Source organism: Lysobacter sp. Soil_N_51 (assembly GCF_057655755.1).
Window position 1 is genome coordinate 306,482 of record NZ_JBDGLR010000005.1, and the last position, 13,124, is coordinate 319,605.

Here is a 13,124-nt window from a genome sequence, read left to right on the forward strand (position 1 = left end):
AATAGTCGAATTGGCGCGGTCGCGGCTTACGCCGCTCCTACACGAAGCCGAAGCGCGACCCAGCGCAGACCGCCCGTGGCCCCTGTAGGAGCGGCGCAAGCCGCGACCCGGCCAATCGGCAGCCGATGCACCTCGTTCAAGCGCGGCACCACCCGTCGTCCGCTCTGCGGGCAGAGTTCGCAATAGTCGAATTGGCGCGGTCGCAGGTCGCGCCGCTCCTGCAGGGGATTCGGGGCGCAGCGCAGGAGGCTTGGAGTAGACGCGGGCTCAGTCGCCCAGCGTCTTCACGAATTTCAGCGACCCGTCCGAATAGCCGCAGCGCCGGTAGAACTCGTGCGCGTCCAGGCGGCTGACGTTGCTGGTGACCTCGATCCGGCTGACCCCGTCGCGGCGCGCGCGGCGCTCGACTTCGCGCAGCAGCTGCCGGCCAATGCCCTGGCGGTGACACGACGGCGCGACCACCAGCGCGGTGATCCGGGTCAGGTCGGTGCCGTGGGTCAGCGAATAGCGGGTGTGACTGGCGATCAGCCCGCAGGCGTGGCCGTCGATTTCGGCCAGCAGCAGGTAATGCCGCGGGTCGTCCTGCAGGGTGATGATCCGCTCGAAGGCTTCGTCGCGGGTGCAGGGATAGCCGAGGTGGCCGAGCAGGCCGGCCACGTCGTTGGCGTCGCCCAACTCCGCCAGCCGCACCGAGGGTGCGGTCTGGACGGACGGGGCGATGCGTCCCATCGGGGCTTAGCGGGTCCCGTAGAGGACGACGGTCTTGCCGCGGGCGTGCAGCTTGCCGTCGGCCTGGAGCTTCTTGAGCACGCGACCGGCCATTTCACGCGAGCAACCGACCAGGCGCGAAAGCTCCTGGCGCGACACCCGCAGCTGAGTGCCCTGCGGATGGCTCATGGCCTCGGGTTCCTTGGCCAGGTCGTGCAGGGCGCGCACGATGCGGTCGGTCACGTCGAGGAAGGCCAGGCGGCCGGCCTTGCGGCTGGTGTCGAGCAGGCGCCGGGAAATCTGCGCGTCGATCGCATACAGCAGCTTGGGCGCATCCAGCGACAGCCGGGTCAGCAGCAGGTCGTACAGGCGTTCATGGCCGATTTCGGCCAGCTCGCAAGTAGCGCGGGTGCGCAGGATGACTTCGCGGTGGTCGCTTTCGATGAACAGGCCGAGTTCGCCTACGAACTCGCCGGGGCCGAAATAGCCCAGGACCAGTTCGCGACCGTCTTCTTCTTCGGTAATGATGCTTACCGAGCCGGAGACGACATAATAGAGCGTGCTGGCCGGGTCGCCGGGGCGGAACACGTCCGTGCGGGACGGGTAACGACGACGGTGGCAATGGGCCAGGAAGCGTTCGATCGTTGCGCCATCCGGCAGCAACGGGCTGTTGGTTCGGCGCAGAGCAGTCAAGGGAGCTACCGGGTTGGCGGACATTGGGATTCGGCTTTGGCAGTCGACCGAGCTTAGGGCGATACGGCCTGTGGAAGCAAATCCTGACGTTGAAACTCGGACTTCGATACAGAGCGATGATGGAAGTTCAGCGACGGTCACGCTTTTGTCACCAACGAAGCCCAAAAACACCATGCGTTTCCCCCCGGGGCTGTTTGCCTCATAATCGCGGCCCTCGCCGTCCGACTGGAATCTCCCCACAGTGGTCAAGCCGTTGCCGCGCCTGCGGTTGCAGGGTTTCAACAACCTCACCAAGGCCCTCTCGTTCAATATTTACGATGTTTGCTTCGCGGCCTCGGAAGACGAGCGCCGTCGGTATATCGAATACATCGACGAGGCTTACAACGCCGACCGCCTCACCCAGATCCTGACGGATGTGGCTGAGATCATCGGCGCGAATATCCTCAATATCGCCCGCCAGGATTACGACCCCCAGGGCGCGTCGGTGACGATCCTGATCTCGGAAGAGCCGGTGATCGACAAGAAGGCGGCCGGCAAGGACGTCATCTCCGACGCCGTCGTGGCGCACATGGACAAGTCGCACATCACCGTCCATACCTATCCGGAAACCCATCCGGACAGCGGCATCGCGACCTTCCGCGCCGATATTGACGTGGCCACCTGCGGGGTGATTTCGCCGCTGAAGGCCTTGAATTACCTGATCGAGAGCCTCGAGTCGGACATCGTGATCATGGACTACCGCGTCCGTGGCTTCACCCGCGACATCAAGGGCCGCAAGCACTACATCGATCACAAGATCAACTCGATCCAGGACTACCTGGCCAAGAACGTGAAGTCGCGCTACGAGATGCTCGACGTCAACGTCTACCAGGAAAATATCTTCCACACGAAGATGCACCTGAAGGAGTTCGACCTCGACACCTACCTGTTCGAGGAGAAGGCCAAGAACCTTTCGTTCAAGGAGCGCATGAAGATCGAAGCGCGCCTGCGGCGGGAGATCGAGGAGTTGTATCACGGGCGCAACCTGGCGGATTGAGGCCGGGATTGGGGATTCGGGATTGGCTGAAGCAGTAGCCGGTTCCGCTCACGGTCCGCCGAGTGGTTCAGGGAAAGGCCGGCGCAAGCCGGCCTTTCTCGTTGTGGTTGGCGCGCAGGTCTGGAATCGGACGCTGCAGTGCAGCAGGAAGTTCGGCGCTGGCTGACTGATTCATCCAGTTGCGGCGCGGTGCAGGTCATCCGCCATCGCGCCGATCGTCTTCCTCTCCCGCTTGCGGGAGAGGGTCGGGGTGAGGGCGCCGCGAGCGTGGTTCGCTTCGATGTCTCGTCGCTCTACCGCAGACCCTCACCCCAGCCCTCTCCCGCAAGCGGGAGAGGGAGCCGATCGCCGCAGGCGTCGCCAAAAAGCAAAGGCCCGCCAATGGCGGGCCTTTGTGCTCATGCTGTTGCCGATTCCCGATTCCCGATTCCCGATTCCCGATTCCCAGCCCTCAAACCCGATAAGCCACCGTCTTCATCAACTTCGACGCCGCCGCCATGATCGTCGGCACCGGCATCGGCAGCAGGCGCGCGCCGGCCGCTTCGGCGTTCTGGGCGTGGCGGGCCTCGTCGGCCTTCATCGTGCGCAGGATCGCGCGGCTGCGCTGGTCGCCTTCGGGCAGCGATTCCAGGTGTTCGTCGATATGCGCTTCGACTTGGCGCTCGGTTTCGACCACGAAGCCCAGATTCCAGCCGTCGCCGCGCAGGCCGGCCAGCACACCGATGGTGAAGCTGCCCGCGTACCACAGCGGGTTGAGCAGGCTCGGGCGGCTGTCGAGTTCGCGCAGGCGGTCGGCGCACCAGGCCAGATGGTCGGTCTCTTCCTGCGCGGCTTCGAGCAGGTGCTCGCGGGTGGACTCGTCGCGGGCGACCGCGGCCTGGCCGCAGTACAGCGCCTGGGCGCAGACCTCGCCGACGTGGTTGATCCGCATCAGCCCGGCCGAATGGCGTTTCTCGGCCGGTTCCAGCACCAGTTCGGCGGTGCTGCCGGCCGGGTTCGGGCGCTCGGCGCCGGGCGCGCCGAAGACCGTGTCGAGGGCGCGCTGGGCTTCGCTGAGCACGCGGTCCAGGGGATTGAGGGTGCGAGCGTTCATGCCGCCGATTCTACGGCGCGGGCGGTGTAGAAGTCGGTTAAGCGGGGTGGACAAATCGTCCGGGGAGCTTCGTTCGAGGTCGCGCCGCGATCTGCGTGGCGATTGTCTGGCCGCCAGGGACTTAAGGCGCTTCGCCCCGCCCGTCGTCGAGCAACGTGGCCAGAAACTCCAGCGGATGCTGGACCGGCAGATCCGTGCCGTTGCCCAGGTGCAGCCGGCAGCCGATATTCGCGCTGAGCAGGTACGTCGCGCCGCTGCGTTCGAACTGCTCGATCAGCGGCGCCCGGTATTCGGCCGCGCGCTGAGGGTCGGCGAACATCTGCGTGCCCGACGCGCCGCAACAGCCATGCCCGGCATCGAGTTCGATCACCTGCAACCCCGGCACCGCGGCCAGCAGGCGGCGCAGCGCCGGCACCGACTTGACCACGTTGCGCTGGGTGCAGGGCAGGTGCACGGCGACGCGCTGGGTGCTCGGACGAAACCGCAGCCGTTCGGCGCGATCGGCGATGTAGACGATCGCGTCGACCGCGCGGCTTCCTTCAGCCAGGGCACGATCGAGCGTGTCGTGGCAACCGCTGGCCAGGGTCAGCACCGTGGCGTGGCCGGCGAAGGCGTCGCGGTTGGCTGCGGCCAGCGTCTGCGCATGGGCGGCATCGCCGGAATGCGCGTGCAGGGCGCCGCAGCAGTTCTGCCGCGCCGCCGGGTCGAGGACGACGTCCAGCGCGCCGCACAGCCGCGCCAGGGCCGCGCGCAGCGGGCTTTCGTAGCGATCGGCGACGCAGCCCACGAACAGGCCGACCCGGTCCGAAGCGGGGCCGGTCGATCCGGGCGATAACGGCCTGGGCGACAGCGACAACGGCATCGTCACCGACCGCGGTGGGCGCGGCAGAGGCCGCCACGCCGCCGGCAGCAACGGGTAGGCCAGGCGAAACAGCCCCAGCCCCGCGCCCAGCCAGCGCGGCCGCGCCGCCAGCGCTTCGATCAGGCGCTGGCGCCAGGCCGCCGGGCGGCGTTCGCGCTGGCGCCGCCGCGCCAGGGTCAGCAAGGCCCCATACTCCACGCCCGCCGGGCACACCGCTTCGCAGCTGCGGCAGCCCAGGCAATGGTCGAGGTGGGTGTCGGCGATCGCGCTCGGGGCGATGGTGTCCAGCGCCCAGGCCCGGGTCAGCGCGATCCGGCCGCGCGGCGATTCGGCCTCGAGCCGCTCGCGCCCGTAGGTCGGGCAGGCCGGCAGGCACAGCCCGCACTGGACGCAGCGGTCGGCCAGCGCCACCAGCGGATCGGCGGAAAACGGCGGAGCGACGGGCATGTTCAGAATGCTAGCATGGGGGTCGGGTCGACTTGCGGCGGCTGAATAAGCCCGCTATCATCTCGCCTCTTCACGTTCCACATTTACAACGCGCGGCGAAGTTCCCGGGCCGAATACCTCCTCGCGAGGGTCCGATCCAGCGGAATCAGCCCGACCATCTGCACCCACTAAAAGAGTTTTCATGAAGACTTTCACCGCCAAGAACGAGACCGTCCAGCGCGACTGGTACATCGTCGACGCGTCGGGCAAAACGCTCGGCCGCCTGTGCTCCGAACTCGCGCGCCGTCTGCGCGGCAAGCACAAGCCCGTCTACACCCCTCACGTCGATACCGGCGATTACCTGGTGGTAATCAACGCCGAAAAGATCGTGGTCACCGGCAACAAGCTGCAGGACAAGATGTACTACCGGTTCACCGGTTACGTCGGCAACCTGAAGAGCGAGACGCTGGGCCAGGCGCTTGATCGCCACCCCGAGCGCGTCATCGAAATCGGCGTCAAGGGCATGCTGCCGAAGAATCCCCTCGGTCGCGCCATGTACCGCAAGCTCAAGGTCTACAAGGGCTCCGAGCACCCGCACGCCGCGCAGCAGCCGCAGCCCCTGGACTTCTAAGGTACGAACATGGCTATCCAACAGAATTACGGCACCGGTCGCCGCAAGTCCTCCACCGCTCGCGTGTTCCTGCGCAAGGGCGAGGGCAAGATCACCATCAACCAGCGCACGATCGAAGAGTTCTTCGGCCGTGAGACGGCGCGCATGATCGTGCGCCAGCCGCTCGAGCTGACCCAGTCGACCGACAAGTTCGACGTCAACGTCACCGTCGCCGGCGGCGGCATCACCGGCCAGGCCGGCGCGATCCGCCTGGGCATCGCCCGCGCGCTGGTCGAGTACGACGAATCCTTGAAGAGCGAGCTGCGCAAGGCCGGTTTCATGACCCGCGACGCCCGTGAAGTCGAGCGTAAGAAGGTCGGTCTGCACAAAGCCCGTCGCGCCACCCAGTTCTCCAAGCGCTAATCGTTCGACGGCTGCATCGGTTTTTGCTTTTGCAGCCGCGAATTTTTGCGTTAGACTGTGTTTTATAGCCCCGTCGCCAAGCGGTAAGGCACCTGACTCTGACTCAGGCATTCGGTGGTTCGAATCCATCCGGGGCTGCCAAACAAGATCGCCATCGCCGCAAGGCGGATGGCTTCACGAAAAACCCGCCAATCGGCGGGTTTTTTGTTGTCTGCGAGAAAATCTCTCGCCGCCAGGCGGGTTTTTTGTTGCTCGCAAGAACAGCTTCCGCCATCAGGCAGATCTTTGTTGTTCCAGGAAAGCTCCTGCCATCAGGCGCAGTCTGTTGTTCGCAAGAAAAGCCCAGCTGTCAGGCCGGTTTTCTATTTCCGCGAGTAAGCATTCGTAGCGCAACGATCGCCGCGACGGCTGATCGCTCACCCCAACTCGCGCAACAGGCTGATCTCGTCGCGCAGCGGAATGCCGTGATGGCCGAGCAGGGGAATCTCCGGATCGGCCTCGCGCTCGCGGTCGATCGCGCCCGGCGTCAGCCGCCACAGACGGAAATCGCGGCGCTGATAAAAACGCAGCGCGTCGAGGTTGTCGTTGGTGGTGCGCGCAAGCAGCCGGGTCAAGCCCAGCGAGCGCGCGCGGATCGCGGCGAGTTCGAGCAGGCGCGTGCCGGTGCCGATGCCCGAGGCCAGCACGTCCAGGACCACGACCTCCGAATGCCCGGCCTCGTCGAGCAGCACGATCAGGCCGGCGAGGCTGCCGTCGTCGTTGTCGGCGACGAAGCCCGGCAGCGCCGCGGCGTCGATTGCGCGGCCGTCGAGTTGGACGATCGGCGTGCCCCAGCGTTGCTCCAGCCACGCGCGCAACGCGGCGCGATCGTCGTCGCGAATGGGGCGCAGGGGCAGCGGTAACGGCAGCATCGCGTCGGGCCTGATGGAGTGCGGCCAAGGTATCAGCCTTCGCCGCCGGCGCGGGTGCCGCGGTTTGCCGGCTCGCCTCGGCCGGTGCCGGCTTGAAGGCCGGGCGATGCATTCGGGTTCACTCGTGGTGGCTGGCAGCGAATCCGGCGTCATCCGCGCCGAATGCCGGGTGCGCGCGTTGTCATGTGGCGAACGCCAAGCGCAGCGGGCAAACCCGCAAACCGTGTCGGCGGTCGCGGCCGCGATGTTCACCGGCTCGCATCCTGTGCCATGCCGATGAGGCTCGGATACCATCCGCGCGCAGGGGGATCGATGCGATACGACGGCGTCGGGGGACGCGCATGGGCGAGGAACTGACTCGATTGCTGCAGGACTGGCGTGGCGGCGATGTCGCCGCGCGCGATCGTCTGTTCGCGCAGGTTTACGAAACCCTGCGCGCGATGGCCGCCGCGCGGCTCGGCGCGCGTTCGTCCAATCGCACCTTGCAGGCGACCTCGTTGGTGCACGAGGCGTTGATCCGGCTGATCGGCAGCGAGGTCGACTGGCAGGATCGCGCGCATTTCTACGCGCTGGCCTCGTTGAAGATGCGCTCGGTGCTGGTCGACGAGGCGCGCGCGCAGGCCGCGTCCAAGCGCGGCGCCAACCCGGTGCTGCTGACCTTGTCGCATGCGGATCTGCAGGGCGGGCAGACGGTCGGTTTCGACGTGCTGGCGCTGCACGACGCGCTCGACCGCCTGGCCGCGCGCGATCCGCGTTCGGCGCGCGCGGTCGAGATGGCCTACTTCGGTGGCATGGAACAACGCGAGATCGCCTGCGTGCTCGAGGTGTCGATCCCGACCGTCGAACGCGATCTGCGTTTCGCCCGCGCCTGGTTGAGTCAGCAACTGAGTTGATCCGACGCAATGCCCGCAACGCCGCCGCACCACCGCTCCGGAGTGCCCATGCAAACGCAACGCTGGCAGCAACTGCGCGCCTTGTTCGATGCGGTCTGCGACCTGCCGGCCGAGCGTTGGCGCGATGAATTGCAACGGCTCAGCGACGATCCGGAGTTGATCGACGAAGCCCTGAATCTGCTGCGCGCGCAGACCGCGAGTTTCGATCAGGCGCTCAAGCCGCTGGGCGAGTTGATGGCGAACCGGCCCGACAGCGAGCTGCGCGCGGGCGAACGATTGGGCGCGTGGATGCTGGTCGAGCGTCTGGCCAGCGGCGGCATGGGCACGGTATTCATCGCCGAACGCGCCGACGGACTGTTCCGCCAGCAGGTCGCGATCAAGCTGCTGCGCGGCAGCGGGGTCAATCAGGCCGAATTCGCCCAGCGTCTGGCGGCCGAACGGCAGCTGTTGGCCGAATTGCAGCATCCCAACATCGCGCGTCTTTACGACGGCGGCACCACGCCGAACGGCGAGCCCTATCTGGTGATGGAGTACGTGCCCGGCCGCGCGCTCGATGACTACTGCGAGCAACGACAGCCCGGATTGCGCGAACGGCTGCGGTTGTTCCAGCGCATCTGCGGCGCGGTGCAGAGCGCGCATCAGCGCTTGATCGTGCATTGCGATCTCAAGCCCGGTAACGTGCTGGTGCTCGACGACGGCGAGCCGGTGTTGCTGGATTTCGGCATCGCCCAAGTGCTGGACCGGCAGCACGGCGACGGCGAACGCGGCAACGATTTCTGCACCCCGGCTTATGCCAGTCCCGAATTGCTCGGAGGCGCGCGGGTCAGCGTGGTCAGCGATGTATTCGCGCTGGGCGTGTTGTTGACCGAGTTGCTGTCGTGTCGGGCGATCGGCCGCGGCATCGGCGAGCGCGACACGCCAGTGCCTTTGCCGAGCGCCTGGGCCGGCGTCGACTGCGCCTGGCGCGGCGCGTTGCGCGGCGACCTCGACGCGATCGCCGCACGCGCCTGCGCGCTGGACCCGCGCAAACGCTATTCCTCGGTCGAGGCGTTGTCGCTGGACATCGACCGGCATCTGGCCTGGCGTCCGGTCACGGCGCGCGCGCCGAGCTGGCGTTACCGGTTTGGGCGCTATCTGCGCCGGCATTGGCGCGAGAGCGCGGCCAGCGCGATCGTGTTGCTGCTCGCCGGCGGTTTCGTCTGGCGGGTCACCGCCGAACGCGCGAACGCGCAGCGCGAAGCGGCGGTGGCCGAACAGGTCAGCGAGTTTCTGGTGTCGGCCTTCGACGCCGCCGACCCGCGCATGCGCGGCGCGCGTCCGGATCAGGAAGTCAGTGCGCGTCAGGTGCTTGATACCTCGGCCGAACGGATCGAGCGCGGGCTCGACGAAACCCCGGCGATCCGCGCGCGCCTGCGCGCGGTGCTCGGCCGCGCGTATCGCAACCTCGGTCAGCCGCAACGCGCCGAGGCCTTGCTCGAACAAGCGGCCAAGGAGTTTCTCGACCCCGCCGTGGCGCGCCCCGACCGGGCCGCGCAGGCCTTGGCGGAACTGTCGCGTTCGATGAGCGCGCGTCAGTACGGCAGCCAGGCGGTCGCGATCGCGCGACGCGCGCTGGCGTTGCGCGAACGCGACGGCGAACCGCGTGCGTTGGCCGATGCGTACGACACGCTCGGTCTGGCGCAGGTCGCCAACAGTCAGTATCCGGAAGCCGAGCGCTCGTTCGCGCAATCGCAGGAACTGCGGCGCAGGCACGCCATGCGCCAGTCGCCTGAGGAGCGCGCGAGCATGCTCGGCCATCTGGCCGAGTTGTACCTGCGCCGCGGCGAACTCAAGCGCGCCGAACAGACCTTCCGCGATGCGCTCGCGATCACCCGCGCGAGCGGGCCGAACACCGTCGCCACCCAGCTCAATCAGTTCGGACTGGCGCGCTCGCTGTTCGGCCAGGGGCGGGTCGACGACAGCCGGCGCGAACTGCTCGACAATCTGATTCTCGCCCGCGAGCTGTACGGCGAGCAGAGCGACATGGTCGCCAATATTCATTCCGATCTGGCCAATACCTCGCAGGATATCGGCGATTTTCGCCAGGCCGACGAGCACTACCGCGCCGCGCTGGCGATCATGGCGACCGTCGCCGGCGAGCGCAGCCTGGACTACGCTCGCGTGCTCAACAATTGGGCGGTGCTCGCCGACGAGCGTGGCGACGTGGCCGAGGCCGAGCGGCGCTGGACCTTGGCGCTGTCGATCCGGCGTCGGCATCTGGAGCCGGAGGAGCGGCGGGTGCTGCGCATCGAAAGCGCGCTCGGCCGCTTGCTGGCGCGGGCCGGCCACGGCGAGCGGGCGCAGCCGCTGATCGAGCATTCGACCCGGATCTGGAACGCGCGTTATGGCGAGGATTATCCGGGGCGGTTGATGGTGGCGTTGAGCCGGATCGAATGGCTGCTCAGCGCCGATCGGCTTGATGAGGCGGCTGCCGGGTTGAATGGGTTGGAGCTGGATCGCGGCGAGTACAACGCCTTGATGCTTGCGCGCATTCCCGGTCTGCGCGCTGAGCTGGCGCAGCGACGCGGCGATTGGGTCGCAGCTGAGCGGGCCTGGGCTGCGATTGTTGCCGATAGCGCGCAGCAGTTGGGCGCTGGGCAGGTGAGGACGGCCAAGGCGCGGGTTCCGTATGCCGAGGTGTTGCGTGCGCGAGGGGATACGAAGGGGGCGGCGGAGCAGGTGCGGCTGGCTGAGCCTTCGTTGCGGCGGGAGTTGTATGCGGAATCGGATTTGCTGCGGCGGTTGGATGCGCTTAAGCGGGGGACGCCGGGGGTGCGGGTGGTGTCGCGTTAGCTTTATCGCTTTTTTGCTATGGAGTTTTGTAGCTTTGAGCGAGATCAAAAGCTTCCGCCGCTGAAGCGGCGGGTTACTTTCTTTTGTCTAAAGCAACAAAAGTCCGCCTGGATTCCCTTCGGTCAAAAGGTAACCAAAGAAAAATGCTTTTCTTTGAATCAAGTGCCCGCAAGTGCGTGGCTTACGCGGGCATGCGCCACACGAGACATCCTGTCTCGGTGGCGCACGGCGCACATCCATGTAAGCCGCCCTTCGGGTGTCCTGTTCGTCTCGCGAGTTACACGCCTCGCAGCGCTGGGAGTGAAACCTGACTTCTAACGAATGCCAGGTGGCCCCCTGTAGGAGCGGCGTAAGCCGCGACCGCGCCACTCAAACGACGACGCAATCCTCAACCGATAACGACAACCCGCACCCGACGAACCTGTCGCATTGTCGACCGCAACAAACAAGAACGCCGCCCTTGCAGGCGGCGTTCCCGTTATCGTCGGCCTTGTCGATCAACGACGTTCAAACCGCGTCGCTAACCTCGCCCTCATTCGATCGCCTGCACATCGACCAGACGCAAGCCCTTGGTCGCGTACTTCTCGGCCGACTGATACAGACCCTGCCAGCCCTTGACCGCTTCCAGCGCCTTGCCGCCGCTGCCGGCGCGGAACACGCCGACGTAGTTGCGCACGCCGGCATCGACGTAGGTGTCGACATCGATCAGGCGGTAGCCGTTGTCGGACAGCTCGGCCCACTTCGCGGTGAAGCCGCCCCACGAGGTCGAACGCCACAACGCGGTGCTGTCGCTGCCGGCGCGGTACACGCCGATGAACTGGCGTTGGCCGTTGCCGATGTCGAAGCTCTCCATGTCGATCAGGCGCAGGCCCTGGGCCTTGGCGGTCTCGCGCTGGGCGGCGAAGGCCGAGAAACCGGTGTGGCTCCACAGGCCGGCGTTACCGGTGCCCGGACGGAACACGCCGACGTAGTGACGGGTGCTGCCGCTCAGGTAGGTGGTCATGTCGACCAGACGCTGACCGTCCTCGCTGAGCTGCTGCCACACCGCGGTGAAATCGGCCCAGCTGCTGGCGTTGTACAGCGCGCCGGCGCCGGTGCCGCGCTTGTACACGCCGACGAAGTGGCGGTCGCCGTTCTCGACGTAGGTGTCGATCTGTTCCAGACGGAAATCGTCGGCGACCAGTTCGGCGCGCTTTTGGGTGAAGGCGGTCCAATTGGGCTTGTTGACCCGGATCTCGATCTCGTTGCTTGCGCGCCACACGCCGAGGAAGGTCTTGTTGTCGGTTTCGGCCGCGTCGAACGCATACGGCGTGCTGGCCGGATACAGCAGGCTGAAGGTATGCGGCGCGGAATGGTTGCTCAGCGCGGTCCAGTCGGTCGGATCCATGTTGTTCGCGCTGGCCATCGCGGTGGCTTCGCCGCGGGTCAGGCTCTGCAACTGGGCGAAGGTCATCGGACGCGGGCGAATGGCGTTGCCTTCGCACGAGCCCGGCGAGGTTTCCTGGCTGACGTGCACATGCACGTGCGGGCCGCTGGACTGGCCGGTGTAGCCGACCTTGCCCAGGTACTGGCCTTGCTTGACCACCGCGCCGGGCACCAGCAGTTCGGCCGGGATCGAGCCGGGCTGCATGTGCGCGTACAACGCGACTTCGTTGCCGGCCTGGATCTTGAGGAAGTTGCCGCCGGCCGAGTACTGGCCGGTGCTCGGCGCGATCGGTTCGGGTTCGATTTCCTTCGACACGCGCGGATAGTTCTTCCACTCCGGGAGGTCGTTGAGGCCTTCGCAGACGATGCCGTCGGCCATCGCGTACAGCGGCAGGCCGTAGGCGCGGCGGCCCTCGGGCTTGGTCGGATCGGCGCCGGGACGCTTGTCGTCCCACGAGTCGCCGTCCCAGCCGGTCACGCTGTTGTCGAGGCCGAAGGCCTGGCTGCCGCCGACGTGGTTGCTCGAGGTCTGCCAGGCTTCGTTGAAGCGCAGGTCGCTGGCCTTGCCCGGAAAACGCAGCGGGCCGTTGTCGTTGGTCGCGGCGGCGAACGGCAGGTTCTTGATCACCGGATTGGCGAAGCCCTGCACGTACACCGCGACCTTGACCGTGGTCGGGTAAGGCGCGCTGATGATGATCGGGTACGAGGCCGGCACGTCCGGCGCGTTCGGATCGGGATTGGAGTAGTCGCAATTGCAGTTCTGGAACGCGTACTGAGTGCCCGGCGCGATTTCGACCGGCGCGAGGAAATTGGAGGCGAGCTGGTTGAGGATCTCGACCTTGGTGATCTTCAACGGCGTGGCGCCGTCGTTGCGGATTCCCATTCGCAGCGAGACGCGGCCTTGTTTGGCGCCGCCGACCTGGGACGGGCCGATCGCTTCGAACACGACCTTGCCGTCCTTGATCGGATTGACCACGTCGATGGTGAGGGCCTGGGCGTTGACGCCGGCGCTGACGCACAGGGCGAGCGCGGCCGGCAGGGCGCGCAGGAGCAGACGGGACGATTGCGATTTGAGATGCGATTTCATGATGAAACTCCATAGGCATGATTGAGAAATCACGCGGTCGCAGAGGGACTCGCCCTCAACCCGTAGAGGCGGGATTTGAGATTGGGGATTCGGGATTGGGAAAGCGGCCGCGTCGCCTTGGCTGG

Annotated in this window: 11 protein-coding genes and 1 tRNA gene; 6 read left to right on the forward strand and 6 right to left on the reverse strand. The window is 66.5% G+C overall.

Annotation, left to right across the window (positions count from 1 at the left end; all coding sequences use genetic code 11):
- Positions 1-267: 267 nt before the first annotated feature.
- On the reverse strand, positions 268-729 hold the full coding sequence (locus tag AC3A4T_RS11080; protein WP_046657873.1) for a global regulator CLP-associated N-acetyltransferase: 462 nt from the start codon (positions 727-729) through the stop codon (positions 268-270).
- A gap of 6 nt (positions 730-735) precedes the next feature.
- Positions 736-1,425 carry a cAMP-activated global transcriptional regulator CRP gene (gene crp / locus AC3A4T_RS11085; protein WP_487675442.1) on the reverse strand — a complete coding sequence of 230 codons (690 nt, stop codon included), beginning with the start codon at positions 1,423-1,425 and terminating at the stop codon, positions 736-738.
- 217 nt (positions 1,426-1,642) lie between these two features.
- On the opposite strand from crp, the gene speD reads away from it, so the two are divergent.
- Positions 1,643-2,437, forward strand: coding sequence for an adenosylmethionine decarboxylase (gene speD / locus AC3A4T_RS11090; protein WP_036104904.1), 795 nt, complete (start codon positions 1,643-1,645; stop codon positions 2,435-2,437).
- 451 nt (positions 2,438-2,888) lie between these two features.
- On the opposite strand, the gene coq7 is transcribed toward speD, so the two are convergent.
- Both coq7 and AC3A4T_RS11100 read right to left on the reverse strand, forming a co-directional pair.
- Positions 2,889-3,530, reverse strand: a complete 642-nt coding sequence (gene coq7 / locus AC3A4T_RS11095) for a 2-polyprenyl-3-methyl-6-methoxy-1,4-benzoquinone monooxygenase (RefSeq protein WP_487675443.1) — start codon at positions 3,528-3,530, stop codon at positions 2,889-2,891.
- A 121-nt stretch (positions 3,531-3,651) separates the two neighbouring features.
- Positions 3,652-4,839 (reverse strand): (Fe-S)-binding protein, encoded by a 1,188-nt coding sequence (locus AC3A4T_RS11100; protein ID WP_487675444.1) that lies wholly within the window; start codon positions 4,837-4,839, stop codon positions 3,652-3,654.
- 181 nt (positions 4,840-5,020) lie between these two features.
- Between AC3A4T_RS11100 and rplM the strand changes: the two genes are divergently transcribed.
- The 3 genes from rplM to AC3A4T_RS11115 all read left to right on the forward strand — a co-directional run bounded on the left by rplM (position 5,021) and on the right by AC3A4T_RS11115 (position 5,992).
- Positions 5,021-5,449, forward strand: coding sequence for a 50S ribosomal protein L13 (gene rplM, locus AC3A4T_RS11105; RefSeq protein ID WP_036104898.1), 429 nt, complete (start codon positions 5,021-5,023; stop codon positions 5,447-5,449).
- A gap of 9 nt (positions 5,450-5,458) precedes the next feature.
- Positions 5,459-5,851, forward strand: a complete 393-nt coding sequence (gene rpsI / locus AC3A4T_RS11110) for a 30S ribosomal protein S9 (RefSeq protein WP_036104896.1) — start codon at positions 5,459-5,461, stop codon at positions 5,849-5,851.
- Positions 5,852-5,917: 66 nt separating this feature from the next.
- A tRNA-Gln gene (locus tag AC3A4T_RS11115) sits at positions 5,918-5,992 on the forward strand.
- A 275-nt stretch (positions 5,993-6,267) separates the two neighbouring features.
- Here the strand turns inward: AC3A4T_RS11115 and AC3A4T_RS11120 are convergent.
- On the reverse strand, positions 6,268-6,762 hold the full coding sequence (locus AC3A4T_RS11120; RefSeq protein WP_487675445.1) for a GNAT family N-acetyltransferase: 495 nt from the start codon (positions 6,760-6,762) through the stop codon (positions 6,268-6,270).
- Positions 6,763-7,103: 341 nt separating this feature from the next.
- On the opposite strand from AC3A4T_RS11120, the gene AC3A4T_RS11125 reads away from it, so the two are divergent.
- Both AC3A4T_RS11125 and AC3A4T_RS11130 read left to right on the forward strand, forming a co-directional pair.
- Complete coding sequence (locus tag AC3A4T_RS11125; RefSeq protein ID WP_056106003.1) at positions 7,104-7,655, forward strand: ECF-type sigma factor; 552 nt, start codon at positions 7,104-7,106, stop codon at positions 7,653-7,655.
- A 48-nt stretch (positions 7,656-7,703) separates the two neighbouring features.
- Positions 7,704-10,487: a protein kinase domain-containing protein gene (locus AC3A4T_RS11130; protein ID WP_487675446.1), complete on the forward strand. Its 2,784-nt coding sequence runs from the start codon at positions 7,704-7,706 to the stop codon at positions 10,485-10,487.
- A gap of 532 nt (positions 10,488-11,019) precedes the next feature.
- Here AC3A4T_RS11130 and AC3A4T_RS11135 read toward each other — a convergent pair.
- Positions 11,020-12,999: a peptidoglycan DD-metalloendopeptidase family protein gene (locus tag AC3A4T_RS11135; RefSeq protein WP_487675447.1), complete on the reverse strand. Its 1,980-nt coding sequence runs from the start codon at positions 12,997-12,999 to the stop codon at positions 11,020-11,022.
- Positions 13,000-13,124 lie beyond the last annotated feature (125 nt).

Coding starts and splice junctions, on each gene's coding strand:
- AC3A4T_RS11080 (WP_046657873.1), bottom strand. CDS start 729: ATGGGACGCATCGCCCCGTCCGTCCAGACCGCACCCTCGGTGCGGCTG.
- crp (WP_487675442.1), bottom strand. CDS start 1,425: ATGTCCGCCAACCCGGTAGCTCCCTTGACTGCTCTGCGCCGAACCAAC.
- coq7 (WP_487675443.1), bottom strand. CDS start 3,530: ATGAACGCTCGCACCCTCAATCCCCTGGACCGCGTGCTCAGCGAAGCC.
- AC3A4T_RS11100 (WP_487675444.1), bottom strand. CDS start 4,839: ATGCCCGTCGCTCCGCCGTTTTCCGCCGATCCGCTGGTGGCGCTGGCC.
- rplM (WP_036104898.1), top strand. CDS start 5,021: ATGAAGACTTTCACCGCCAAGAACGAGACCGTCCAGCGCGACTGGTAC.
- rpsI (WP_036104896.1), top strand. CDS start 5,459: ATGGCTATCCAACAGAATTACGGCACCGGTCGCCGCAAGTCCTCCACC.
- AC3A4T_RS11120 (WP_487675445.1), bottom strand. CDS start 6,762: ATGCTGCCGTTACCGCTGCCCCTGCGCCCCATTCGCGACGACGATCGC.
- AC3A4T_RS11125 (WP_056106003.1), top strand. CDS start 7,104: ATGGGCGAGGAACTGACTCGATTGCTGCAGGACTGGCGTGGCGGCGAT.
- AC3A4T_RS11130 (WP_487675446.1), top strand. CDS start 7,704: ATGCAAACGCAACGCTGGCAGCAACTGCGCGCCTTGTTCGATGCGGTC.
- AC3A4T_RS11135 (WP_487675447.1), bottom strand. CDS start 12,999: ATGAAATCGCATCTCAAATCGCAATCGTCCCGTCTGCTCCTGCGCGCC.